We start from the raw sequence: 24,317 nt of genomic DNA, 5'->3' as shown, positions 1-24,317 counted from the left end.
CGACGCCCGCACCACTTCCGGCGCCCCCTTCCCCTGGGCGCGCCTGGGCACCCCGGCGTTGCTGCGCTACGCACGCGGCTGGGAGCGGGAACGTCAGTGGTCGGCCGGCGGACGCAGTTTCGTCGCCCTGCGCACCCGCACCCGCACCCGCACCGCCAGCAACAGCGCCGACCCGCCGAACAGGACCGCGGTGATCAGCAGCCAGCGCGCGAGGAAGCCGTCCGGGGAGAGCCCCGTCGCGGACCGGTAGCGCCGGTCCACCATGCCGCTGATCAGCGGGAACCAGACGAGCAGGAGCAGCCCGGACAGGGCGGCCGGTACACGGACGTACATCGCCCACTCCCGGCGCCCGGCCGCTCCCAGGCCCCGTACGACCACCCGGTCCGCGACCGCGTACACCGGCAGCAGCACGAGGTCGTGCAGCAGGGCCGCGCCCACCAGCCACAGCGCCACCCCGAACCAGTCGTCGGCGAGCAGCCGTACCCCCGCGTAGGCGGCGAGGGCGAACGAGCAGCCGAGCAGCAGGATGTGGAGCGGGCTGCCGACAACCACCTTGCGCATCACAGGTCTCCGAACGTCAGCCGGGCCACCCACTTGGTGTTCAGCACACCGGGTGCCGCGGGCACGATGACGCGTGCCGGGTGGCCGTGGTCGGGGGACAGTTCCTCGCCGTTGACGAAGAGGGCGAGGAGGGAACGCGGGTCGGCGACCTGGTTGGCGCGCAGGGCGGCGCGACGGAAGGCGCCGTGGCGCTGGAGGGACTCCACGAACACGTCCGGCGGATCGTCACGGTCATAGCCGACCAGGGCCGCGAGGTCGCGCAGCCGCACCCCGCGCCACCACTGGTCCGAGGTCGACCAGCCCTCCACGCAGGCGATGGGCAACGCGGAGCTGTGCAGCGGGAGTTGGAGCAGGTCGGTGCGGCTCAGCCGGACGGTGCCGGTGCGGCCGGTCACGACGAGGCGCCACGCCTCCGCGCTGGTCTCGCTCGCGGAGATCCCGGCGTAGGCGGCCGTCTTGTTGATCTGGAAGCCGTTCGGGCCGCTGCCGGGGTCGCGGCCGCCGTGCGGGGCGAGGAGCGCGGTGCGGCGCAGGGGGCCGCCGAGGCTCTGGCCGACGGTCGTGACGAAGAGCAGCAGGGAGCCGCCTCCGACGAACCACAGCGCGCCCCGGCGGGAGACGGTCGGGGCGGCGGGACGCGGCGAGACGAGGTCGCTGCCGGGCTCATCTCGCAGGTGTCCGCCGCCGGGCTCCTCCCGCAGGTGTCTCAAGGCCCTGAGCGCCGCCGGGAGTTTGAGGCAGGCGTGCGCGACGAAGGCGGCGAAGAAGACCCAGGCGCCGTAGAAGTGCAGGGGGTAGAAGGAGCCGGGGAAGACGTAGTCGAGCTGGACGTTGAGGACGCCCGTGACGAACTCGAACAGGCCGCCGCCGACCAGGAGGAGCAGCGAGATCCGCTCCAGCGCGTGGGCGAGCGAGCGGGCCGGGGGCAGCGTGAACAGCCTCGGCACCACCGACCACAGCTTGGCCAGCAGCACCGGGATGAGCGTGATCCCGAGCGTGACGTGGACGCCCTGGTTGAGCCGGTACAGCCAGTGCGGGTGGGTCGGCCAGGCGAAGAGGTAGAAGCCGAGCAGGCCCTTGTCCGGGGTCTTGTCGTTCACCGGCGACAGGTCCGGGTTGTAGGCGGCGTACGAGACCAGTCCCGTCACGAACAGCACGGTGATGCCGACGAGCAGGACGAGTCCCAGCACCGAGGTGAACCAGGGACCGCGCAGCGGGCTGCGCCAGAAACCGGGGGTGGAAGGAAGCCGTGGATCGTCTCGCATGGGGCGACCGTAGGCCCGGACCACCCCAAGAAAGGGTGCGCGACCCATGACGAAACGCTGACGTCCGGCCCGGGAGACGGGTCACGGGCCGCCACCCGGCCTAGCGTCTCCGGCGTGACCCGCTCGCCTTCCCGCGCCCTCCGCCGAGATCTGTACGCCGCCGGTGCCGCGGCCCTGCTGGTGACGGCCGCCGTCCTGGTCGGCCGCCACATCCAGGACACCCGCCACACGCTCTTCGTGTCCTGGCCCCCGCTCCTGGCCAACTGGGACCCGCACCTCGGGCCCGGCACCCCGGCGGCCGTCCTCGTCGCCGCCGCGACCATCGTCTACGGCCCCGCCCTCGCCGCCCGTCTCCCCTGGCGGGCCCTGCTGCCGGCGGCCTGGGGCACGGCCACGGCATGGATCTTCTCCCTCGCCCTCATCGACGGCTGGCACCGCGGCATCGCCCGCCGCCTGACCACCCGCTACGAATACCTCCAGGTCATCGACCGCTTCGACGACATCCACGGCACCCTGCGCACCTTCACCGACCACATCCTGCTCGGCTCCCCCGACCACTGGCCCGCGCACATCGCCGGCCACCCGCCCGCCGCGACCCTCACCTTCGTCCTCCTCGACCGCGTCGGGCTGCGGGGCGGCGGCTGGGCCGGGGTGTGGTGCATCGTGGTCGGCGCGACGGCGTGCGTGGCCGTACTCGTCACGATCCGCGCCCTGGCCGACGAGACCCTCGCCCGCCGGGCGGCCCCCTTCCTGGTCCTGGCCCCGGCGGCGGTGTGGATGGGCACGTCGGCGGACGCGTACTTCGCCGCGGTCGCGGCTTGGGCGGTGGCGCTGCTGGCGCTGGCGGTCACGCGGGGGTCACTGTGGTGCGCGGGAGCGTCCGGCCTGCTCTTCGGCCTGACCTGCTACCTCTCCTACGGCCTCACACTCGTCGCCCTGATCGCGGCGGCGGTCCTCGTCCTGGCCCGCCCGCGCCCCGTCCTCCTGGTACCGCTGCTCGCCGGACTGGCCGTCGTCCCGACCGTGTTCACGCTCGCCGGGTTCGACTGGTGGGAGGCGTACCGCCTACTGGTGACCCGCTACAACCAGGGCGCGGGCGGCATCCGCCCGTACGGCTACTGGGTGTGGGCGAACCTGGCCTGCACGGTCCTGATCACCGGCCTGGCGACGGCGGCGGGTCTGCGCCGCACGGGCGCGGTGCTGCTACGCCGGGAGCGCGGCGACCGCTCCGACGCGAGGCGCCTCGCGCTGCTGGTGGCCGCCGCGCTGCTGGCCCTCTTGGTCGCCGACCTGTCCGGCATGAGCAAGGCGGAGACGGAGCGTATCTGGCTGCCGTTCGCGGTGTGGCTGCTCCCCGCGTGCGCGTTCCTGACCCGGCCGCGGGGGTGGCTGCTGGCGCAGGCGTTGCTGGCGTTGCTCCTCAATCACCTGCTGCGTACGGGGTGGTGATCACTTGAGCCAGTGCACGAACGCGGTGAAGGTGGCGGGGGTGACGCGGAGGTGGCCCAGGGTGGGGTGCTTGGAGTCGCGGACGGCTATGTGGGTGGTGGGGGTGGGGGCGACTTCCACGCAGTCGCCGCCCGTGTTGCCGCTGTAACTGGACTTACGCCACGGAGAGTTGGTCAGGTCCGGAGTGCTGCCCATAACGTTCCTCCAGTACGCGCTTGATCAGTTCCGCCGAATCCTCCACGGAGAGCGCGGCTGCCTGCAAGCTAGCGTAACGAAGCGTGGCCTCTCGAACCGTTTCCGGGCTGGCGGTCATGTGCCCCGAGATCACGTCCTCGGTGTAGACGAGATCGGGGTCCTTGTCGAAACGGAGCAGGTTGAACGAGCCGACCAGGTTGGCGTGTTCACCGATTCCGAACGGCAGCACCTGGATCCGCAGCCACCGCCTCTCGCCGAGGTCCAGCAGGTGGCGGAGTTGTTCGCGCATGACCTCCACGCCGCCGATCTCACGACGCAGCACTGCCTCGTCGAGCACCACCAGAAGCAGCGGCGGCTGTTCGCGCTCAAGGATGCGCTGCCGCTCGATCCGGGCCGCGACCTGCTCATCGAGCTTTCCCGGATTGCCGGTGGCGAGCACGGCGCGTGCATACGCCTCCGTCTGCAACAACCCGTACACCACCTGACACTGGTACGTGGAGATGTACGTCGCCTTCGCCTCCATCGCCGCGTACGGCTGGAACCAACTCGGCAACTGGCTCTGCAACACCAGCCCCACCAACCCCGAGAAGAACCCCTCCGTCCCCAGCGCCGCATCCACCCGCTCACTGAACTCCCGCGTCGGCACCTTCTGCGCGCACTCGATCTGGCCCACCAGCGACCCCGTGCAGAAGATGATCGACCCCAGCTCACCCAGGGTCAGCCCCGCGCTGTCGCGGCGCCGCCGCAACTCGTAGCCGTAGTAGTCCAGCGGGGACGCGCTGGGATCAAGGTCTCGGCGGACGTGTGCCATGGGCGGTCACCCCTCGCATGCTCGACTCATAGCCGAGAGTAACCATCCGACAGCGCTCTGGTGGTACGAATGTGAAACCTCACGGGCTTCTCGTGAAAGATCAGAGCTCCCGGCCGGTACGCCAACTCCCGCTGATCATGGCCCGGTTACGATCGAGCCCGCTGCATGACGACGCGCGCAGGGCGGTCACGCCCGAGGTACTCCCCCACACCTCCCGTGCAGCGAGTGAACCCCACATGCACCGAGAAAGGCCCTCCATCATGCGCAAGTTGAAGCGCGCCACGTCCGCCGCGGTTGTCGTCGCCGCGCTCGCGGGCACCACGGCGATCACGGCCGCGACCCCGGCCGCCGCCGCCGACTACAAGTGCACCACCAGCACGAAGTCCGTCGACGACCCCTCGTACTCGGGTCCGTGGGCCGACAACTGGGACTTCACCGTCAAGGTGTGCGCGAAGCGCTCCGGCTCCACCGTCTACAGCTACGCCAAGATCAGCTGGGACGGCCCGGCGTACGGTCAGGTCGACGACTACACGATCTTCGACTCCGCCTATTTCAAGGTCCAGATCAAGAAGTCGCAGTCCGGCACGGACCCGGTGAAGAAGTCCAAGAACTTCTACGGCATCGAGGACAAGCTGGAGGACAGCGACTCCAACGGCAACTACAACAACTCGTACACCACGGGCACGATCAGCTACAAGATCGGCTCCGGCAAGGGGCTGGGCGACGGCGAGCTGCACCTCGACTGGGACAGCGACGGCGGCGGCGACCAGAAGCACCTGTTCAGCGCCTCGCCGACGGTCTGACCCGACCGCCTGGCACCTTGCCATGCCCATGCTGTTAGTCTCCCCCCACCCGCGTGGGGGGAGCGGCCGGGGGGCCGGGGAAGCGATCAGTGGGTCGCCGTATGTCCCGCCATGCTTCTTCTTGCCTTCCGGAGGAACCGTGGCCCGACCTGGCCGACACAGACCCTCTGCCCGTACGGCGGCCGTCCTGGCGGCGGCGCTGACGCTGAGCGTCCCGCTCGCCGCGCTGCCGTCACCGTCCGTCGCCGCCACGGCCGGGGAGGTCGTCGTACCGGCCGCCGCGCGGGCCGTGCCCCGGGCCACGCAGATCCTCAACGCGGGGACCAGCGGGTTCCTCTGGACGCAGGAGGGCGACGACCGGTTCCTGTGGACGGACTACGCCTCCGGCACCACCACGGAACTGGGGCAACGGCTGGACGTGCCGGTCCAGTACGACATCGACCACGGCACCTACCTGTCGTCCCCGTCCTTCCAGACCGGTTACTACGGGCGAGGTTCCGACACCGTGGCCCTCTACTCCGAGGAGGACGACCAGGTCACCCTCCTCAAGGGCGGCGGCTCGACGGTCGTACCGGTGTCGGAGTACGACGAGTACCGGGGCACCTTCGGAGACACGGTCCTCACCGCGAACAGGAGCACCGGCGCGTTGCGGTTGCTGCGCGCCCAGGACGGTGGCGGGGTCGCCGAGACTCCGGTGACCGGACTGCCGGAGGGAAGGAAGTACCTCCCGGTCGAGGACGGCGACGCGCGGTCCGTCATCCTCCGTTACGAGAACGGCGACGAACGCCACTGGGGCATCATCGACCTCACCACCGGCGTGTTCAGCGCGCTGCCCGACCGGGTGAACGACACGGACCACTGGGAAGTGACCGGCTTCCGGCTGTCCGAGGGCTCGGTGCTGCGGCTCCGGCCCGGGCGCGGCAAGGCCGACCTGTACGACCGTGACGACCTGTCGGCCCCGCCGCGGATCTTCGACACGGCGTCCCTGAGCTCCGACGCGTCGTACCAGGTCGTCGGCGACAAGCTGATCGGCCGGGAACCGACCGCCCCCGGCGACGACAAGTACCGGGGCCAGCCGCTGTTCGCCTTCAGCACCGACGGCACGGACACCGACATGGCCAAGGTCATGAACCCGTCCGCGCACAACATGGTCCAAGCGCCCGACGGCTCCCTCCTCGTCGCGGGCGCCGCGCAGTATCTCGAGCGCGGCGACCTCGACTGGGGCATCTACCGCATCGCGCAGGGCGCCGACGGCGCTCTCACCCGTACCCGCGTGACGGCCGTCGACCCGATGCCCGCGCAGATCCACGGCCTCTCCCTCGGCAGCGGCGTCCTCACCACGGCCGACAACAGCACGCTGTACGAGCCGGACACGATCATCGGCGCCTACCGCAGCACCTGGCTCACCGGCAGCGGGATCGCCAAGTCCACGGTGGACGGCCTGGTCAGCGGCTGGGACGGCAGCTGCTCCCTGTACCAGCCCCGCTGCATCCAGATGTTCGCCGACGGCACCGGCTTCCACGGCCGCAGGGACTCCACCGAGTCCGGTCTGACCATGCTGCGCGCCAACGGCGACGCCGATGGGGGCCCGACCGTCGACACCGGCGACAGCACTCCGTGGTTGCGGGACCTCTCCGGGCGGTACGGCGTCGTCGACGGTGCCTCCTCGGGCAAGCAGTACGTCGTCGAGTTCACCGGCGCGGGCAAGGTACTCCTCAAGCGCGACCGGGTCGCCGCGGCCGTCTGGGGCGACACCCTGTGGAGCGGCGCGGCGAGCGGCGGCAAGGTGACGGCGACGACGCTTCCCGCCGGCACCGCCGGGGAGTCCTTCACCACCCGCAACGGCTGCACCCCGTCCCGCCTCCAGGCCGTGGGCCGCTTTGTGTACTGGGTGTGCGAGGACTACTGGGGTGACGTCCAGGGCTCGGGCGTGTACGACCGTACGACCAAGAAGACGGCCACCGCCCCGGAGGGCCTGGTCCTGCTCGGCGACGGCTACCTCGTAGAGGCCTTCGGCGGTATCCAGTCGGTCAGCGGCCTGACCCTCTTCGACCTCCACAACGGTCTTCCGTCGAGCGGGAATTACACCGACCTGCCGAAGCACAAGCTCGCCGACTGGACCGACATCGGCCCGGACGACGTCGGACCGGGCACGAGCTGGACCGTGGACCGCTTCGGCGGCAGCGTCGCCTACGCCGACCGGGAGCAGCGCGTCCACATCGTCCCGACCGGCGTCCCCACCTCCGCCCTCACCGCGATCGACGCGACCGTCACCCCCAAGCCGGCCGGCTGGTCCGGGACCTGGTGGCTGTCCAAGCCCGCCGCCTCCTGGAAGGTCACCATCCGCTCGGCGTCCGGCGCCACCGTCCGCACCCTGACCGGAGCGGCGGCCCGAGGCCTCCTGTCGGCCGCCTGGGACGGCAAGGACGCCACCGGCCGCCTCGTCCCGAACGGCACGTACGCCTGGACCCTCACCGCCGCCCCCGCCGACGGCACCGGCGCGGCCCTCACCCGCTCCGGGGCGACCAAGGTGACGGACGGCTCGGCGGCGCCGCGCGACCACGCCGGCAACGACGGCATCGGCGACCTGCTGACCCTCAACTCCTCCGGCGCGCTCACCGTCCAACGGGGCACCGGCACGGGCACCTTCTCCGGCAAGGTCACCGGCAGCGGCTGGCCGACGAGCGCCAGGTTCGTGTCCTACGGCGACCTGAACGGCGACCGCTGCAACGACGTGCTGGTGCGGCTGAGCTCCGGGGCGCTGCGGCGGTACACGCCGGGCTGCGGCAAGGCGGTCACCCCGTCGACGCCGTACACGACCCTTGGCACCAGCGGCTGGACCCAGTACGACGTCCTGACGTCACCCGGTGACGTGACCAAGGACGGCCGCCCGGACCTGCTCGCCCGCGACTCCGCCACCGGCGCCGTGTACCTCTACAAGGGGACCGGCACGGGCAAGCTGTCGGCGCGGGTGAAGCTCTACGCCAACTGGAAGACGTACAAGAAGGTCGTCGGCACCGGTGACCTCAACGGCGACGGCGTCGGGGATCTGCTCGCCCAGGACAAGGCCAACACCCTTTACCGGTACGACGGCAAGGGCGACGGCACCTTCAAGGCGCCGGTGAAGCTGTTCACCGGCTGGGGCGGCTCGTACGACGTGATCGTCGGCGTCGGGGACATCACCGGTGACGGCAAGGCCGACCTCGTGTCCCGGGACACCAGCGGCTACCTCTGGCGCAACAACGGCAACGGCACGGGCTCCTTCGGCGGCCGCACGAAGATCGCCACCGGGTGGGGTGGATACAAGTCCGTGAGCTGAGCCCGGAGTTGTCGGTCCGGCGGTAGGCGCCTGCTACCGGCGCGCGGTCACCTGCGTGCGCCACACCTCCAGCGCCTCCGCCGCCACCCCCGGCGCCGCCAGCAGCAACGGATCGCCGTAGGAGGGGAGTTCGGGTACCGCCACCGCGCCCGCCTCGCGGGCGATCAGGAGGGCCGGGAGGCCGTCGACGTGGTGGAAGGAGCCGATCGCCGCCGCCGTGGCCCGGCCCGCCGCCACCTGGGCCAGGGAGAGTGCCGTCGAACCCATCACGCGGGCCGTGCAGTGGCGGTCGGCGAGGTCGGACAGGAGAGCGTCCAGGCCGGGCCAGTGGGCGTGGGCCGCCCACTCGGTGAGGAAGACGTGGCCGGTGAGGGTGGTGTGGGGGGCCGCGTGGACCGGGGTGCCGTTGAGGCGGGCGCCGCGCCCCCTGACCGCGGTGAACGTCTCGCGGCGCCAGGGGTCCGCGACCACGCCGAGCAGCGGGGTGCCGTCGGGGGCGGCGAGGCCCAGGGAGAAGGAGCACCAGCCGATGCCGTGGGCGTAGTTGGTGGTGCCGTCGACCGGGTCGACGACCCAGTGCGGGGCGTCCGGGGCGCCCGCCGTGACGCCGTACTCCTCGCCGACGATCCCGTGGCCGGGGAAGGCCGCCGCGAGCGTCTCGCGGACGTGGCGCTCCACGGCCTCGTCGGTGTCGGTGACGATGTCGGCGGGGCCGTCCTTCTCCCGGACCGCCTCGGGGCGCGGGCGACGGATCAACTCCGCCGCCTCGTCGGCCAGTCGGGTCGCGACCTCCAGGGCGCGGTCCAGGTCCACGCGGGTCGTCATCTCACTCCGCGTTCCGGGTCGCCATCGGGACCACCGCCGTCAGGATCTCCCGCACCCGGTCCGCGATGTCCGCGCGGTCGTTGAGGACCCAGGAGATGTGCTGGGCGCCGAAGAAGGCGGAGACGAGGACGCGGGCCGTGGCCTCGGGCGAGGTGCCCGCGGGGAGCTGGCCCGCCTCCTGGGCCTGGCGCAGCCAGGCCGTGAGGGACTCGGTGTAGCCGAGGTAGGGCATGGGCATCTCGGCGCCGATCAGGGACCGTTCGATCTGGAGGCGGGCGCCGGCCTGGACCATCGTCTCGTCCCGGAACGCCCTCGCGGTGCGCTCCAGCAGCTCGGTCACCGCCCGCAGCGGGGAGAGGTCGGACTCCTCGACCTCCTGCCCGATGACGCCGATCCGGTGGTAGAACTCCTCGGCGCAGGCCTGCGCGAGGGCCTCCTTGTTGGCGTAGTGGAAGTAGACCGCGCCCTTGGTCACTCCGGCGAGGGCGGCCACGTCCTGCACGGTCACCGCGGGGAACCCCTGGGTGGCGAAGGCCTCCGCCGCCGCGTCGAGGACCTGGGCGCGGGTGCGCACGGCCCGCTCCTGCTTCAGGCCCGTGTCCCGGTGGCGGGGGGCGGTGTCCCGGGCGGGCCGGGACCTGGCTGCGCTGCGTTCCACGGCCATGCTGTCCATCCTCTGGCGTTCCTTGAAATATACCTTCGGGAATGTATTGTAAGTCTCGGCTCGACCGGCGGACGTCCTGTGCCGGTGTTGTGCCGGTGTTGCTGTCTGCGTGAATCGTTCACTGGGGGTACAGACCATGCATCAGCCTGTCGTCACACCTGTTCACAAGCCTGTCGTGACACCCGTCTCCACGCCCATACGCGCCACGGCCGGCTCGACCGCCGTACGAGCGGAAGTGCACGCTCCGCAGCTCAGCTACCTCCAGCCGGTCCCGCGCCACATGGTGCACCGCGCCGCCATCGCCGAGGTCTTCCTCACCGACGCCGTCCGCACCGACGAGCACTCCTTCCTGGTCGCCGCCCAGTGGCCGCGCGACCACGCCCTCTACTCGCCGGGCAGCGACGGCACCAGTGACCCGCTGCTGTTCATGGAGACCATCCGCCAGGCCCTGGTCTACCTCGCGCACGCCTACTACGACGTGCCGCTCACCCACCGCTTCATCGGCTTCGGCTCGGAGTTCGAGATCACCGACCCGGCCGCCCTGCGCATCGGCGGCGAACCGGTCCCGGTGGTCCTGGAGGCCGAGTGGGCGTGGGTCGGCAACCGTCCGCCGCACCGCTTCGGCATGCGCCTCGACGTCGTCCTCACCGTGGCAGGCCGGGCCTGCGGACGCGGCGCTCTGCACGTCGTCGCCGTCGACGACAAGCGGTACGCCATGCTGCGCGGCCGGGGCGCCAAGCCGCGCGGCGTCGCCGTCACCGGCCCGGCGCCGCGCGCGCTGGAGCGGGTGCACCCGGCCGCGGTGGGCCGGCTGCGCGCCAAGGACAGCGTGCTGGTGCGCGAACGCACCGACACCCCCTGGCAGTTGCTCATCGACGTCGAGCACCCGATCTTCTTCGACCACCCCAGCGACCACGTCCCGCTGATGGTCACCCTGGAGGGCTTCCGCCAGCTCGGCCACCTCCTGCTGCACCCCGGCGACATGGCCCGCGGCGCCGGGCACGGCCTGCTCGGCATGGAGGTCGACTGCCAGGCCTTCGGCGAACTGGACGCCCCCATCGACCTGGTGGTGCGCGAGCGGCAGCCCGACACCGGCTCCGGCACCACCCGGATGACCCTGGACGCCGTGCAGAACGGCACCTCGGTGGCCACCTGCCGCACCCTGTGGGGCGCCCAGGCGGCGGACGGCACCGCTCACCCGGCTCACCGGGCGCCCGTTTCCTCTACGGCCTGACGCCCGTCCACCGCGTCCCACAGCCCCCGCACCCGCTCGGCCAGTCCGCGCCGCTCCGGATCGGGGGCCGTGTAGTACGCGCCCACCAGGATCACCACGGCGAGATCGGCCAGCGACTCCGCGGACAACGCCCTCAAGTCCGCCGGGAGCCGCGGGGGTTCGGGCGCCGACTGGGCGTCGTCCATCACCAGGCGCAGCGCCGCGTTGAACCGTACGTCCGACTCCACACGCTCCGCGAGGGCGCAGCACAGGGCACGCAACCGCTCGTTCGCCGGGAGGTCCGCGTCCTTGTGCCGGGCGAGGAGTTCGTCGACGACCCGGTCGAGGTGGTCGGTGAGCGCCCGCGCCAGCTTCTCCTTGGAGGCGAAGTGGGCGTACAGGGCGCCCTTGGTCAGCCCGGTGCGGGCGGCCACGTGCTGGAGGTTGGCGCGCGGATAACCATGGCGGACGAACTCGGCCGCTGCGGCGTCGAGGACCAGTTCATGGGTGCGCAGTGAGCGCGCCTGTTTCGCCATCACGGTCCCCTTCGGCCGATTGCCTCGAACAATACCTTCTTGAACGCACTTTTTTTACCTGATCCTGACAGAGATGACTAGGAGCAGTCACATGCCCCCCACCACCGCGACAGCCACCGCCGCCGAACACGCCCAAGACGCCGACCGTGAGGGCCGGTTGGCACCCGAGGTCGTCGCCGCACTCGCCGCCACCGGGCTGGCCCGGCACTTCGTGCCCCGCCGGTGGGGCGGTACGGAAGGGACGTTCACCGACCTGCTGCACGAGGTCGCCGGGGTCGGCGAGGCCTGTACGTCGGCCGCCTGGGTCGGCATGCTGTGGGCCGCGCACGGCCGGTTCGCCGCGCTGCTGCCCGAGGAGGGGCAGCGCAGACTGTGGGGCGCCCACCCCGACGTACGGATAGCGGCGGCGCTGATGCCACCGTCCGGGCGTGCCGAACCTGCGCCGGGGGGCTGCCGGTTGACCGGCACCTGGGGGTGCGTCAGCGGTGTGGACAGCGCGGAGTGGGTGCTGGTCGCCGCGCCCGTGGCGGACGACGGGGAGACGCGGGTGTTCGCGGTGCCGGGCGCCGCCGTCGACGTACTCGACACCTGGGACGCCACCGGACTGCGCGGCACCGGCAGCCACACCGCGGTCGTACGGGACGCCTTTGTCCCGCACGAACTCAGTTTCCCGATGGCGGAGTTGATGCGTGGGGCCGGCGCCCCGGACCTCCCCCGCTGTCACACCGCGCCCGCCCAGCTGGCCGGCGGACTGATGTTCTGCGCGCCCGCGCTGGGCGCGGCCCGCCGGGCGCTGGCGGTGTGGTCGCGATGGGCGGCCTCCAAGGCGCCCGGCAGCGGGCGCCCGCAGCACGACAGCGCGGCGGTGCGCGAGACGCTCACCGTGGCCTCGGCCCACATCGACGCGGCCGGTCTGCTCCTGGAGCGGGCCGCGCACCGCGCCGACACCGCGCCGGTCACCCCGGCCCTCGTCACCGGCAACCAGCGGGACGCGGCCGTGGCCGCCGGCCTCCTCGCCGACGCCGTGGACCGCCTCTTCCGCACCGGCGGCGCCCACATCCGCGACGCCTCCGGCGAACTCACCCGCCTGTGGCGGGACGTCCACACGGTCGCCTCGCACGGTGTGCTCCGCCTGGAGCCGGTCGCCGCCGCCTACGCCTCCACCGCGCTCGCCGCGGCGGACCGGGCGAGCACGGCCTCCCGCTCCGCGTAGAACCCGATCTTCCAGTCCAGGTAGCGCAGCGTGGCGGCGAACTCGGCCGCCCGCGGCCGCAGCAACTCCCGGTGCGCTTCGAGCAGTTCACGGCGGGCGGCGATGGTCGAGTCGCCCGCCCGGTACAGCTCGACGTAGTGGTTCATGTCGGCGGGGGACATCCCGGTGCTGCGCAGGTGGTTGAGGAACTCCAGCCAGCGCAGATGGATCGGGCTGTAGGCGCGCACTCCGTACGGGTCCTCCTCGGCGCCCTCGATCAGCCCCTGCCGCTCGTACCAGCCGAGGGTGTCGGCGTCGAGGCCGCTGATGCGGACGACCTCCTCCAGGGAGTAGGTCTCGGCGTGGGTGGTGACGTACGCGGTGGGCCGCTTGCGGTCGTAGCCCGCGTACTCGGTCGTGGTGTCGCTCACGGACATGGTGATCCTTCGGTCGGGAGGGTCGGGAAGGTCGGGCTTCAGTGGCGCCAGGACGCGGCGGCGCGGTGCGCGGTCAGGGCGGGCCGGTGCCAGGTGGGTGCGGCGGTCCGGGCGGGCGCGGGCTCCTCCGCGGCAGGCGCCCGCCGGGCCAGCTCCAGCAGTACGGCGGTGGCGGCGGCGAGCTCCTCGGGCGACGGGTCGCCGCGCTCCACCCTGAGCAGGGGCCCCTCGGTGCCGCTCATACCGGCTGGTTCCCGTGCTTGCGGGAGGGCAGGTCGGCGTGCTTCGCCCGGAGCATCGCGAGCGAACGGACGAGCACGGCCCGGGTGTCCCGAGGGTCGATGACGTCGTCGACCAACCCGCGCTCGGCCGCGTAATAGGGGTGCATGAGCTCGGACTTGTACTCCTTGATACGACGTTCGCGCACCGCCGCCGGATCGTCCGCGGCGGCGATCTCGCGCCGGAAGACGACGTTCGCGGCCCCCTCGGCGCCCATCACGGCGATCTCGTTGGTGGGCCAGGCGAGCGCGAGATCGGCGCCGATGGAGCGCGAGTCCATGACGATGTAGGCGCCGCCGTAGGCCTTGCGCAGCACCAGCGAGATGCGCGGCACGGTGGCGTTGCAGTACGCGTACAGCAGCTTGGCCCCGTGCCGGATGATCCCGGCGTGCTCCTGGCCGACCCCCGGCAGGAACCCGGGCACGTCCACGAGCGTGACCAGCGGGATGTTGAAGGCGTCGCAGAACTGCACGAACCGCGCGCCCTTTTCGGAGGCGGCGATGTCCAACACCCCCGCGGTGGCGGACGGTTGGTTGGCGACGACGCCGACGACATGCCCGTCGAGCCGGGCGAGCGCGCACACCAGGTTGGTCGCCCAGGTGGGCTGCACCTCGAAGAAGTCGCCGTCGTCGACGATCTCCTCGATCACGCGGTGGATGTCGTACGCCTGGTTCGGCTCGGCCGGCACCAGGTCGAGCAGGGCCTCGCAGCGCCGCTCGGGGTCGTCCGACGGCGGTTCGTAGGGCGGCAGTTCGCGATTGTTGTTCGGCAGCAGGGACAGCAGATGCCGTACGTCCTCCAGGCAGCTCGCCTCGTCGTCGTACGCTGCGGCGGCGACGCCGGAGACATCGGCGTGCACGTCGGCACCGCCGAGCCCGTCCTGGCTGACCTGCTCGCCGGTGACGGTCCGCACGACGTCGGGGCCGGTGATGAACATCTGGGAGATGCCGCGCACCATGAAGACGAAGTCGGTGAGCGCGGGCGAGTAGGCGGCACCGCCGGCGCAGGGGCCGAGCATCACGCTGATCTGCGGGAGGACGCCGGAGGCGGCGACGTTGCGGGTGAAGATCCCGCCGTATCCCGCGAGGGCGGAGACCCCCTCCTGAATCCGGGCCCCCGCCCCGTCGTTGAGGCTGACCAGCGGCGCCCCGGCGGCCAGCGCGAGGTCCATCACCTTGTGGATCTTCGTGGCGTGAGCCTCGCCGAGGGCGCCGCCGAAGATGCGGAAGTCATGGGCGTAGACGAAGACGGTCCGGCCGTGCACGGTGCCCCAGCCGGTGACGACACCGTCGGTGTAGGGGCGGCGGGCCTCCAGGCCGAACCCGGTGGCGCGGTGCCGGCGCAACGCCTCGACCTCGGTGAACGAGCCCGGGTCCAGGAGGAGTTCGATGCGCTCCCGGGCGGTGAGCTTGCCGCGCGCGTGCTGCTGGTCGGTCGCGCCGGGGGCGGGGCCCTCGTGGGCGAGCTCGCGGATGAGCTCCAGTCCGGCGAGGCGGGTGCGGGTGGTGTCCGGTGGGGGCTGGGGAAGGGTGCGTTCTTCCATCACGGTCATGAGTCCATCCTGCCCTCTTTAAATTCCTTCGTGAAGGTATTTTAACGGCTGTTTGCGAAACTGGTCCCTGTCCGGTGCGCCGAAAACGCCGGTTCCCCGCACCCACCCGAGGGGCGCGGGGAACTGCGCGACCAGCCACGACGAACCCGCGGCCGAATCTCTACGCATCGGCCTTCTTGGTGACCCGAGGCAGCAGCACCGCCGTACCCACGGCCGTGACCAGCAGCATCACCACGCACGCCACGAAGCTCGTGTCGAAGCCCCGCTGGAAGTGCCCCGTGTCCGCGATCAGCGCGCCGAACGCCGCCACCGCGATGCAACTGCCCACCTGCCGGAAGGTGTTGAGCACCGCCGCCGCCGTACCGGCCCGCTCGCCGTCCACGTTCTCCAGGATCGCCGCCGTCAGCGACGGCACCGCGAACCCGCCGCCCAGGCCGATCGGGACCAGCAGCAGCACCGGGATCCAGTACGAGGTGGAGGAGGTGACCGTCAGCATCAGCAGCGAGCCCGCCGTCATCACCAGCTGCCCGATCGTCATCGGCACCCACGCGCCCTTGCGGGCCGCGAGCTTCACGCCCGCCATGTTGACGATGGAGATCAGCGCGCACATCGGGATGAACATCGCGCCGGTGCTGACCGGGGAGGCGCCGCGCACCTGCTGGAAGTACATGCCGAGCAGGAAGATGGCGCCGTAGAAGACCGCGTTGATGGTGAAGCCGGCCGCGAGGCAGACGAGGACCGTGCGGTTCTTGAAGATGCTCAGCGGCACCATCGGCTGCTCGCGCCGGGACTGCGTCACCACGAACACCGCGATCGCGACCGCGGCGAGCGCCAGCGTGCCCAGCACGTCCCCGCTCGTCCAGCCCGCGCGGCCGCCCTCGATCACGGCGTACGTCAGACCGGCCAGGGACGCCACCACCGACAGCTGGCCGACCAGGTCGACCGGCGCCGACCGGCGCGGCGAGGGGGTGATGCGGGTCAGCAGGGCGAGACCGAGGGCGCCGACCGGGAGGTTCAGGTAGAACACCGCGCGCCAGCTCAGGCCACTGGTGAGCATGCCGCCGATGACCGGCCCGACCGCCACGGCCACGGAACCGGCGGCCGTCCAGATCGCGATGGCCCGCGCCCGCTTGCCGGGGTCGGTGTAGGTCTGCCGGATCAGCGCGAGCGAGGCCGGGACCATGAGGGCCGCCGCACCGCCCTGCACCATGCGGGCGCCGATCAGCGTCCCGAGGTTGGGGGCGATTCCGCAGGCCAGGGAGGCGACGGTGAAGGAGGCGAGGCCCCAGGCGTAGGCGCGGCTGGCGCCGATCCGGTCCGAGAAGGTACCGGCCGACAGCATGAACGCGGCGAACATCAGGGTGTAGCCGTCGACGATCCACTGGAGGTCGGCCATCGTGCCGCCCAGCGAGTGGGAGATGGCCGGGAGGGCCACGTTGACGACCGAGCCGTCGAGGGAGATGACGAAGAAGGCGAGCAGGGCGGCGGCGAGGACGGTGGTGGGGGACGTGGACCGTGCGGCGGACGGTCCACCGGACGGGTCGGTTGCCGGTCCGTCCGGGGTCCGGGTCCGGTCGGTCCGCGCGGGCCGGGTCAGGATGGCCATGGGAACTCTCCTTGGAGGAAGGGGTGGGGGGAGGCGAGGGTCGGGGAGCCGGTCAGGCGTCCACCGGCGCGGCGCGGCGGCGGCTGAGTTCGGCGAACTCCGGGTTCGTGCCGAGCACTCCGCCCTCGCCCCAGCGGTTCTGCGGGATCTCCTGGATGTAGACGGTGATCTTGTCGAGGGGCGCCCCGATGACGCGGTGCACGGTGGCGGTGAGCTCCTCGATGAGCTCCTGGCACTTCTCGTCGGTCTGGTTGGGCCAGGTGGTCATGGAGAGGATGGGCATGGCGAAGCTCCTTGTGGCGTACGGGGGTTGAGGGTCGAGCGGGATGAGGGGGCGGCGGGCTACAGGCCGGCCGAGGCTCCGCCGTCGAGGGTGAGGGCGGCGCCCGTGATGTGGCGGGCGGCGGGCGAGAGGAGGAAGGCCGCCACGCGGGCCACGTCCACCGGGTCGGCCAGCCTGCCGAGCGGGGTCTGGGCGGCGACCTGGGCGGTGACCTCCACCGCGGTGGCACCGGTGCGGTCGCCGATCGCCTTGGCGATCTCGTCCCAGAGGGGCGTGCGGACGGCACCGGGGTCGAGGACGTTGACCCGGACGCCCTTGCGCCCGAGATCCTTGGAGACGGCCTTGGCGAAGGCGGCGAGGGCGGCGTTGACCGCGCTGTTCACCGGGAAGAGCGGGTCGGGGTCCTTGCGGAAGACGCCGCTGACCAGCACGACCGAGCCGCCGTCGCCCTCGGCCAGCGGCCCGGCGAGCGCCCGGGTGAGCCGTACGGCGCCCATCAGCTTGCCGTTGAACGTGGCCTGCCACATCGCGTCGTCGGTTTCGGCGAGCGGGGCGAGCGGGCCGTCGCCGGCGGTGTGCACCAGGCCGTCCACCCGGCCGAGCTCGGCGAACAGGGCGGTGACGCAGGCGTCGACCGAGGCGGCGGAGTTGATGTCGGTCTCGTAGGTCACGAGCCGGCCCGCGCCGCCCGTGCGGGCGTCGATCTCCTGCCGGGTCCGCTCCAGGCGGCCCGCGTCCCGGCCGAGGAGGACGACGGTGGCGTCCGAGCGGGCGAGCTCCTCGACGACGGCCGAGCCCATGCCGCCGGTGGCGCCGGTGACGACGATGACGGGCGTACTGCTGTTCACAGGGACCTCAGTTTCCGGGGCCGCGCCCCTGATTGACGTTGCGTCAGATCACACCGGCGACTCCCGAACGAAGCGGGTCCGGCCTGGTGATGAAGAAGGTAGCCCGGTTCGGGAGCGGGCGCAACCATCTAGTTGGTTTTTCAGAACCAACCAGATGGTTACGCCTTCCTGACCAGCAGAAAGGGAGCCCGGGGAAATCCCGAACTCCCTTGCCGTACGCCCGACTTACGAGGCGGAGATGCTCAGACCGCCCCCTGTAGCACGTTGTCGATGATCGAGTGCCCGTGCGCCACCACGCTCGCCCGCAGCAGCGCCCACCCGCTCTCCGTCTCCCCGTCCGGGCCCAGCATCAGCCGGCGCTGCTGCGGCACGATGAACGGCCAGGACGCGATGCCGATCAGGGCGATGAGCACGCGGGCGGCCGTCGCGGGGTCGTCGACGCCGAGCGCGAGGCTGAGCGCGGCCGTCTTGTGGACGTAGTACGCCTCGCGCTCCTTCTCGTCCGGGATCGGCTTGTCGCGGTAGTGCAGACCCTCCCAGGCCAGCAGCCGCACGAGGTCGGACTGGCGGTGATAGTCGAAGACCTCGCCGACGTACGAGCGCAGCCCCTCCTCCGTGACGGGGATGGGCACCGCGTCCGACATATGGGCGTAGACCTTGGTCATCACGGCCGCGAACAGGGCTTCCTTGTTGCCGAAGTAGGCGTAGATCCGCTGCTTGTTGACGCCGGAGCGCTCGGCGATGCGGTCCACGCGCGCACCCGCGAGCCCGTGCTCGGAGAACTCCGCCTCGGCGGCTTCCAGAAGCTTGGCGCGGGTCGCCTGCGCCTTGGGTGTCTCAGCCATGGGAACAGCGTAGTCCACCGCACAACCAACTGGATGGTTCAGAAAAACCAACTAGATGGTTGCACTCCCGCCGCGACTCCTCTACGGTCTTTCACATCGGCCCCGCCACCCCGGAAAACCCGGTGCGGAAGAGGCGGCAGGCCCCTCATGTCAGCTGAGGAGAAACGCATGTCAGCCACAGCCACCCTCCGGACCCTGCTGCTCGTCGGTGACCGTTTCGCCGGATTCGCCGCCCAGCAGGACGTCCTCACCGTCAGCCAGTTCATCGAGGAGATGCGCCTCGGGGTGTACTCCTGGGACAGCCGCCCGGTCCGGGTCCGCGCAGGTCAGGGCGTCACCGCCGAGGACGCGGAGATCGTCAGGGACGCGGCCCTGCTGCTCGGCCTCGGTGACCGTCTCGACCTCGACTTCCGGGCGCCGGCCCTGGCCGGCCGCGGCGAGGCCCACAAACACCGAAGCTGCAACACCCTGATAGCCGACCTCCGGCGGGACGGGGCGGACCTCTTCTCCGCCACCCTCCGGGTCCACAACGACAACGAGCTGCTCATCGACCACCAGACCGGCGAGCACGTCCAGGGCATGGTCGCCGTCGAGGCGGCCCGGCAGATGTTCCTCGCGGTCAGCGAGCGCTACCACGCCTGCCGCTACCTCGACCGTTCGTACTACTACGTCATCGAGTCGATGAACACCGACTTCGAGAACTTCCTCTTCCCCGTCGACGCCACGATCGTCTACCACTCGCTGCGCGCCGAACTCGACGACCCCGACCGGCTGTCCTTCGCCGCGGAGATCTCCCTCCACCAGGCCGGCCGCCGCGCCTCCATCACCACCGTCACCTACACGGCCTTCGACGCCCCGGTCATCGAGGCCAAGGAGCACCGCCGGGCGCAGTTCGCCGTCGAGCACACGGTGCGCAACGCACGCGTGACGATCACGCCCGCCGAGCCGGTGCCGGCCGCCGTCTGAGCACCACCCACTCGCGCAACTACCCCCGTAACCAAGCACGTCACTCACTCAAGGAGACCGTCATGTCCGCTTCCGCCGCCCTCATCACCGCCACCGAGCTGTTCGCCAAGCCCGAGCAGATCGACGCCGTCGCCGAGGCCTGGCAGGCCCACAACGACGCGTCCGGCTTCGACGGCCGCATCCTCTACCGCGGTCTGGAGAGCAACTCCGTCCTCGAACTCGCCCCGCTGCACCGCGGTTTCGAGCAGATGGAGGAGCTGCGCGCCGACTGGTGGAAGCTGTGGGAGGCCGTCGGCCCGCTGGGCGAGGGCGACTTCCGCCGCCAGTTCCTCCAGTTCGTCGAGGCGCCCAAGCCGGCCGCGGGCGCCCTGCCCGACACCCACTACGTGCAGATGCGGCACGTCGAGGTCGTGCCGCGGGTCTACCGGCAGTACCGCGCCTGGCGCGAGGAGACCATCTTCGACGTCGTGCGCACCACCGACGAGGTCAAGAGCTTCCAGGCGTTCCACTCGCTGGCCAGCACCGAGCCCGGCGTGATGTTCGTGTCCGGCTTCGACGCCGACCCCGCGAAGTACATGGAGGCCTTCACCTCCCCGCGCTACCAGCAGATCGTCCGCGAGGCGGGCGACACCTACATCACCGGAGGCGACAACGGCCTGTACACCCGCATCTACGAGCGCGTCACCGCCTGACGCCGTCCGCTCCTCCCCGCCCACGGCCGGCCGCGGAACCCCTGTGCACTGAGCGCGGCGTTGCGCGGCCGGCCGTATCCGGCTCCCCCCGTCCGTCCACCTCTCCACCTCGCGTCCGCGAAGGAGTACCGACATGACCCTCTCCCCCGTGGCCCCCGCGCCCGTCGCGGCCGCGCCCATGACCCGGACCTACGACCTGAGCGTCACCACCCAGGGCCCGCTCTACCCGCCGAGCGAGATCGTCGACGAGAACGGCGACTTCGTCGTCATCGGCCGCGTCAACCGGCCCGGCCCCGACGGCGGCACCGTCTCCGCGTGGGGCGGCGCGGTGGTCTCCCCGGACAGCCCGCTGCCGCCGCTCGGCCAGAACCTGCCCTACGACATCGTCCGCGAGCTCGACCTCACCGACCCGACCGGCCCGGACGCCCAGGTCCAGCTGTTCACGCTGCCCCTGCCGCTGCCCTGCAACAACTACCCGATGCTGTTCGCCCCGGAGCAGCGCCCCGACGCGCACGACGTGCGCCGCCCGAGCTATCCGCTGCACGGCGCACCCATCCCGGACCTGCGCGAGGAGGACGGCCCCAAGGTGCGGGAGCCGATCACGCTCGGCCAATGGACCAAGGCACGCGGCCAGTTGGAGGTGCATGTGCCGGCGACCCGGCGCAGCGCCGACTTCTCGTTCGCCTTCACCGGCCTGATCCCGGACAGCCTCTACACGGTCATGTCGCTGCGCGAGCACGACCTCGACCCGGCCGGCCCGACCCGCCCCGGCCCGCTCGGTGTGCCGAACGCCTTCATCAGCGACAGCAACGGCATGGCCCACTACCGGGCGACCCTCCCCAACCCCTTCCCGGCGCCGGGCACCCCCGGCTCCAACCGGGTGATCAACGTGGTCGTGCTGTGGATGAGCTACCAGCAGAACTACGGCGGCGCCATCGGCCACTTCGGCCTCGGCGGCGACATCCACGCCCAGCTGAAGCTCCAGGGCCCGAGCTTCGGCGAGTTCACGACCGAACCCGCCAACTGACCGCCCCGATGAGCCACTTGCTCCCTGAGGAGAGACCATGGACCACCACCCGATCGGCATCATCGCCACCGGCTCCTACCTGCCCGCGACCGTCGCCCACAACGACGAGGTCGGCGCCGCGGCGGGGGTGACCGCCGAATGGATCGAACGCAAGACCGGCATACGACGACGACACCGCGCCGCCCCGCACGAGGCCACGTCGGACCTGGCGGCACACGCGGCCCGACAGGCCTTGCTCCAGGCGGGCCTGACGGCCGACCAGATCACCTACGTCGTCGTCGCCACCTCCACCCCCGACCATCCCCAGCCCGCCACCGCCGCCCTCGTCACCGACCTCATCGGGGCGCGCCGGGCCGCCGCCTTCGACGTCAACTCGGTGTGCAGCGGCTTCATGTTCGCGCTGACGGCCGCCGACCGCATGCTGCGCGCCGAGCCGCGCACGGCGTCGGGGCAGGGACCGTACGCCCTGGTCATCGGCGCGGACATCTACTCCCGCATCCTGGACCCGGCCGACCGCAAGACGGCCATCCTGTTCGGCGACGGGGCGGGGGCCGTCGTCCTCGGGCCGGTGCCGGCCGGCACCGGCGGCATCACCACCAGCCTGACGACCCGCGGCGACCAGCACCGCCTGATCAGCGTCCCGGCCGGCGGCAGCAGGCGTCCCGCGTCGGCGGACACGGTCGCGGAGGGCGCGCACTGGTTCACCATGGACGGCCGCGGGGTGCGCGGCTTCGTGCACGACAACCTGCCCGGCGCCATCGGCGAGTTGCTCGCCAAGGCACGCGTACCGGGCCGTGCGGTACGGCACTTCGTCCCGCACCAGGCGAACGGCGTGATGCTCGCCGAGGTGTGGCCCGCGCTCGGCCTCGACACGGCCCGCATGCATCTGGCCCTCGCCCACCACGGCAACACCGGTGCCGCGTCCGTCCCGATCACCCTCGACGTGGCGCACCGCCGGGGCCTGTTCACCGAGGGGGACCTGACGGTGCTGTCGGCCTTCGGGGGCGGCATGTCGGTCGGCTCGGCCCTGTTCCGCTGGGCCCCGACGGCCCACGCCCGCCCGGCACGAGCCCAGGCGCCGACGGAGGCGACCACGGGCGTACGGGAGCCGGTGCTGGCCGGGGCGAGGTAGCGGACGGCGACCATCCCCCGCGCCGGCACCGAACGCACTCCCACGGAGAACCACCCCGCGTGCACAGACCACTGACGCCACCGACGCCCCTCAGGAGCAGCCATGATCACCATGCAGAAGACAGAGAGCGCCCCACGCCCCCAGGTCCCCCGTCTGCACGTCCTGGCCAACGGCACCCTGGCCTCGGTGCAGCACGGCGGCACCTGGTACCTGCTGAACACCGGCCCCGAGGCACGGCGGCCCGTCCTCCACCTCGCGGGGGACGCGGACGACGCGGAGCTGGAGCCCCACATCTGCCGGAGCATCGACTGACCCCGCACACAAGTGGAGGGGCGGAGGACCCTGACGGCCTCCGCCCCTCCCCTCACGCATGCTCAGCAGAGCGGCAGGGCGCAGCCCCCGGTGCAGCCCTCGGAGTGCTCGTCGCGGCCCATGGACCAGCAGGCGAGCGCGCACCCGGAGACGGCGGCCGCGGCCCGGTCCGCGCGCCGGGCGAGATAGCCGCGTACGACGGGGTCGTCGCCGACGCCACGGGGGTGGCCGACGCAGTCGAGCAGGGGGAAGTCGGAGGGGTGGTCGCCGTAGGCGAAGCAGTCGCGCGGGTTGACGCCGGGGTGCTCGGCGAGCATCCGCAGGGCCGCCGCCCGCTTGCCCTCGCCGATCACGGGCTCGGCCAGCTCACCGGTGTAGCGGCCCTCGCGCACGAGGGGGGAGGAGCACAGGACGTGCCGGGCGCCGACGCGCTCGGCGACCGGGTCGAGGCAGGGCGGGAAGGACCCGGAGACCAGCACGATCTCGGCGCCGGCGGCGCGATGGCGGTTGAGCTCGTCGACGGTGGAGGCGATGAAGAAGCCGGGGTCGGCGGCGGCGAGGGCGAACCACTCCCGCCCGAGCGCGGCCATCTCCTCGACGCTCTCCCCGGCGTAGGAGCGGTAGTAGGCCCGGTTCACGTCCTCCCGGGGCACCCCGGCGCCGGAGCGGCCCTTGAGGTCGGCCTCGACGAGCCGGTACCGGTGCTCTCCCTCCTCGCCGAACCGCCGTACGAGCTGGAAGCGCAGGAACTCGAACATGCTCTTGCAGTTGATGAGCGTCTCGTCGACGTCGCAGAAGACCAGGTAGGCCGGCCGATGGGCCGTGTCGACCCGCACCCCGCCGGATATCTCCGCTACCACCGTCATTCCCAGAACCTCCCCCTCGGGGCCCGGCACGGTACCGGGCACTAAAAAATTCCTTCGTGAAGGTATCACTCACCGGATGCTGTTGTCAGTGGCCCCGGCTAGCCTCCGAAGGAGCACCGGCACCCCTTTTCGGGAGGTTTCCATGGCCTCGCGCCTGAACCCGTATCTCAGCTTCGACGGCACCGCTCGACAAGCGATGGAGTTCTACCAGGAGGTGTTCGGCGGCACCCTGGCGCTGAACACGTACGGCGACTTCGGCCAGGCGGACACCCCCCTGGCGGACAAGATCATGCACGGCATGCTGGAGACCCCGTCCGGCTTCACCCTCATGGCCGCCGACGCCCACCCGGACATGCCGAACACCGTCGGCACCAACTACTCGATCAGCCTCAGCGGCGACGACGACACCGAGCTGCGCGGCTACTGGGAGAAACTGTCGGCCGACGGCACGGTGTCGGTCCCCCTCGACAAACAGATGTGGGGCGACGTCTTCGGCATGTGCACGGACCGGTTCGGGGTGCCGTGGATGGTGAACATCGCGGCGGCGGCACAGGGCTGAGCGGGTCCGGACGCCGGGTGAAAGGCACCTTGGGCGCCCCCGGCGCCTGACCGACCGCCCGGGCCCGTGGGCGCCCCGAT

Annotated in this window: 26 protein-coding genes; 11 read left to right on the top strand and 15 right to left on the bottom strand. The window is 71.6% G+C overall.

Going from position 1 to position 24,317, the window contains the following annotated elements:
• Positions 1 to 93: 93 nt before the first annotated feature.
• Both EJC51_RS49610 and EJC51_RS25765 read right to left on the bottom strand, forming a co-directional pair.
• Complete coding sequence (locus tag EJC51_RS49610; protein ID WP_244362843.1) at positions 94 to 561, bottom strand: hypothetical protein; 468 nt, start codon at positions 559 to 561, stop codon at positions 94 to 96.
• A complete protein-coding gene (locus EJC51_RS25765; protein WP_126273254.1) occupies positions 561 to 1,826 on the bottom strand; it encodes a molybdopterin-dependent oxidoreductase in 1,266 nt (421 codons plus the stop codon). The genes EJC51_RS49610 and EJC51_RS25765 overlap by 1 nt, the downstream gene beginning before the upstream one ends.
• A gap of 114 nt (positions 1,827 to 1,940) precedes the next feature.
• On the opposite strand from EJC51_RS25765, the gene EJC51_RS25760 reads away from it, so the two are divergent.
• Positions 1,941 to 3,275, top strand: coding sequence for a hypothetical protein (locus EJC51_RS25760; protein ID WP_126273253.1), 1,335 nt, complete (start codon positions 1,941 to 1,943; stop codon positions 3,273 to 3,275).
• Here the strand turns inward: EJC51_RS25760 and EJC51_RS25755 are convergent, their stop codons facing one another.
• Complete coding sequence (locus tag EJC51_RS25755) at positions 3,276 to 3,470, bottom strand: DUF397 domain-containing protein (RefSeq protein ID WP_126273252.1); 195 nt, start codon at positions 3,468 to 3,470, stop codon at positions 3,276 to 3,278. It lies immediately after the preceding gene.
• Entirely contained in the window at positions 3,430 to 4,281 is an 852-nt protein-coding gene (locus EJC51_RS25750) for a helix-turn-helix domain-containing protein (protein WP_126273251.1), read from the bottom strand. The genes EJC51_RS25755 and EJC51_RS25750 overlap by 41 nt, the downstream gene beginning before the upstream one ends.
• A gap of 260 nt (positions 4,282 to 4,541) precedes the next feature.
• Between EJC51_RS25750 and EJC51_RS25745 the strand changes: the two genes are divergently transcribed.
• Both EJC51_RS25745 and EJC51_RS25740 read left to right on the top strand, forming a co-directional pair.
• Positions 4,542 to 5,084 carry a hypothetical protein gene (locus tag EJC51_RS25745; protein WP_126273250.1) on the top strand — a complete coding sequence of 181 codons (543 nt, stop codon included), beginning with the start codon at positions 4,542 to 4,544 and terminating at the stop codon, positions 5,082 to 5,084.
• Positions 5,085 to 5,223: 139 nt separating this feature from the next.
• Complete coding sequence (locus tag EJC51_RS25740) at positions 5,224 to 8,403, top strand: FG-GAP-like repeat-containing protein (protein ID WP_244362841.1); 3,180 nt, start codon at positions 5,224 to 5,226, stop codon at positions 8,401 to 8,403.
• A 33-nt stretch (positions 8,404 to 8,436) separates the two neighbouring features.
• On the opposite strand, the gene EJC51_RS25735 is transcribed toward EJC51_RS25740, so the two are convergent.
• Complete coding sequence (locus EJC51_RS25735; RefSeq protein ID WP_126273249.1) at positions 8,437 to 9,228, bottom strand: inositol monophosphatase family protein; 792 nt, start codon at positions 9,226 to 9,228, stop codon at positions 8,437 to 8,439.
• A gap of 1 nt (position 9,229) precedes the next feature.
• Positions 9,230 to 9,901 carry a ScbR family autoregulator-binding transcription factor gene (locus tag EJC51_RS25730; RefSeq protein ID WP_126273248.1) on the bottom strand — a complete coding sequence of 224 codons (672 nt, stop codon included), beginning with the start codon at positions 9,899 to 9,901 and terminating at the stop codon, positions 9,230 to 9,232.
• A 166-nt stretch (positions 9,902 to 10,067) separates the two neighbouring features.
• On the opposite strand from EJC51_RS25730, the gene EJC51_RS25725 reads away from it, so the two are divergent.
• Positions 10,068 to 11,126 (top strand): ScbA/BarX family gamma-butyrolactone biosynthesis protein, encoded by a 1,059-nt coding sequence (locus EJC51_RS25725; protein ID WP_244362839.1) that lies wholly within the window; start codon positions 10,068 to 10,070, stop codon positions 11,124 to 11,126.
• Here the strand turns inward: EJC51_RS25725 and EJC51_RS25720 are convergent.
• Positions 11,096 to 11,641 carry a TetR/AcrR family transcriptional regulator gene (locus EJC51_RS25720; protein WP_126273246.1) on the bottom strand — a complete coding sequence of 182 codons (546 nt, stop codon included), beginning with the start codon at positions 11,639 to 11,641 and terminating at the stop codon, positions 11,096 to 11,098. The two genes, EJC51_RS25725 and EJC51_RS25720, sit on opposite strands and share 31 nt — an antisense overlap.
• Before the next feature lie 91 nt (positions 11,642 to 11,732).
• Here EJC51_RS25720 and EJC51_RS25715 point away from each other — a divergent pair, with 91 nt between their 5' ends.
• Positions 11,733 to 12,854 carry an acyl-CoA dehydrogenase family protein gene (locus EJC51_RS25715; RefSeq protein WP_126273245.1) on the top strand — a complete coding sequence of 374 codons (1,122 nt, stop codon included), beginning with the start codon at positions 11,733 to 11,735 and terminating at the stop codon, positions 12,852 to 12,854.
• On the opposite strand, the gene EJC51_RS25710 is transcribed toward EJC51_RS25715, so the two are convergent.
• From EJC51_RS25710 to EJC51_RS25680, 7 genes are all read right to left on the bottom strand, one after another.
• Complete coding sequence (locus tag EJC51_RS25710) at positions 12,794 to 13,264, bottom strand: MerR family transcriptional regulator (RefSeq protein WP_165951240.1); 471 nt, start codon at positions 13,262 to 13,264, stop codon at positions 12,794 to 12,796. The genes EJC51_RS25715 and EJC51_RS25710 overlap by 61 nt on opposite strands.
• A 44-nt stretch (positions 13,265 to 13,308) precedes the next feature.
• The gene (locus EJC51_RS25705; RefSeq protein WP_126273243.1) at positions 13,309 to 13,512 is read right to left on the bottom strand and encodes an acyl-CoA carboxylase subunit epsilon; all 204 of its coding nucleotides are present in this window, start codon (positions 13,510 to 13,512) and stop codon (positions 13,309 to 13,311) included.
• Positions 13,509 to 15,101: an acyl-CoA carboxylase subunit beta gene (locus EJC51_RS25700; protein ID WP_126273242.1), complete on the bottom strand. Its 1,593-nt coding sequence runs from the start codon at positions 15,099 to 15,101 to the stop codon at positions 13,509 to 13,511. The genes EJC51_RS25705 and EJC51_RS25700 overlap by 4 nt, the downstream gene beginning before the upstream one ends.
• Before the next feature lie 160 nt (positions 15,102 to 15,261).
• Complete coding sequence (locus EJC51_RS25695) at positions 15,262 to 16,707, bottom strand: MFS transporter (protein ID WP_126273241.1); 1,446 nt, start codon at positions 16,705 to 16,707, stop codon at positions 15,262 to 15,264.
• A 52-nt stretch (positions 16,708 to 16,759) separates the two neighbouring features.
• Positions 16,760 to 16,990: a tautomerase family protein gene (locus EJC51_RS25690; RefSeq protein ID WP_059194211.1), complete on the bottom strand. Its 231-nt coding sequence runs from the start codon at positions 16,988 to 16,990 to the stop codon at positions 16,760 to 16,762.
• A 59-nt stretch (positions 16,991 to 17,049) separates the two neighbouring features.
• Positions 17,050 to 17,838, bottom strand: coding sequence for an SDR family NAD(P)-dependent oxidoreductase (locus tag EJC51_RS25685; RefSeq protein WP_126273240.1), 789 nt, complete (start codon positions 17,836 to 17,838; stop codon positions 17,050 to 17,052).
• A 242-nt stretch (positions 17,839 to 18,080) separates the two neighbouring features.
• The gene (locus tag EJC51_RS25680; protein ID WP_079306016.1) at positions 18,081 to 18,683 is read right to left on the bottom strand and encodes a TetR/AcrR family transcriptional regulator; all 603 of its coding nucleotides are present in this window, start codon (positions 18,681 to 18,683) and stop codon (positions 18,081 to 18,083) included.
• A gap of 168 nt (positions 18,684 to 18,851) precedes the next feature.
• Here EJC51_RS25680 and EJC51_RS25675 point away from each other — a divergent pair, with 168 nt between their 5' ends.
• The 5 genes from EJC51_RS25675 (at position 18,852) to EJC51_RS25655 (ending at position 22,812) form a co-directional block, all read left to right on the top strand.
• A complete protein-coding gene (locus EJC51_RS25675) occupies positions 18,852 to 19,649 on the top strand; it encodes an AfsA-related hotdog domain-containing protein (RefSeq protein ID WP_165951239.1) in 798 nt (265 codons plus the stop codon).
• Between the two features lie 62 nt (positions 19,650 to 19,711).
• Positions 19,712 to 20,341: a hypothetical protein gene (locus EJC51_RS25670; protein ID WP_097266580.1), complete on the top strand. Its 630-nt coding sequence runs from the start codon at positions 19,712 to 19,714 to the stop codon at positions 20,339 to 20,341.
• A 133-nt stretch (positions 20,342 to 20,474) separates the two neighbouring features.
• On the top strand, positions 20,475 to 21,368 hold the full coding sequence (locus EJC51_RS25665; RefSeq protein ID WP_126273238.1) for a hypothetical protein: 894 nt from the start codon (positions 20,475 to 20,477) through the stop codon (positions 21,366 to 21,368).
• Between the two features lie 37 nt (positions 21,369 to 21,405).
• Entirely contained in the window at positions 21,406 to 22,500 is a 1,095-nt protein-coding gene (locus EJC51_RS25660) for a 3-oxoacyl-ACP synthase III family protein (protein WP_244362837.1), read from the top strand.
• Between the two features lie 102 nt (positions 22,501 to 22,602).
• On the top strand, positions 22,603 to 22,812 hold the full coding sequence (locus EJC51_RS25655; RefSeq protein WP_126273237.1) for a hypothetical protein: 210 nt from the start codon (positions 22,603 to 22,605) through the stop codon (positions 22,810 to 22,812).
• 62 nt (positions 22,813 to 22,874) lie between these two features.
• Here the strand turns inward: EJC51_RS25655 and EJC51_RS25650 are convergent, their stop codons facing one another.
• Positions 22,875 to 23,678, bottom strand: a complete 804-nt coding sequence (locus tag EJC51_RS25650; RefSeq protein WP_126273236.1) for an HAD family hydrolase — start codon at positions 23,676 to 23,678, stop codon at positions 22,875 to 22,877.
• Between the two features lie 142 nt (positions 23,679 to 23,820).
• Between EJC51_RS25650 and EJC51_RS25645 the strand changes: the two genes are divergently transcribed.
• Positions 23,821 to 24,237: a VOC family protein gene (locus EJC51_RS25645; protein ID WP_126273235.1), complete on the top strand. Its 417-nt coding sequence runs from the start codon at positions 23,821 to 23,823 to the stop codon at positions 24,235 to 24,237.
• Positions 24,238 to 24,317 lie beyond the last annotated feature (80 nt).

Source organism: Streptomyces aquilus (genome assembly GCF_003955715.1).
Classification (GTDB): Bacteria; Actinomycetota; Actinomycetes; order Streptomycetales; family Streptomycetaceae; genus Streptomyces; species Streptomyces aquilus.
The sequence above is the reverse complement of the archived record's forward strand: the minus strand, read 5'-3'. Positions and strand labels throughout refer to the sequence as shown.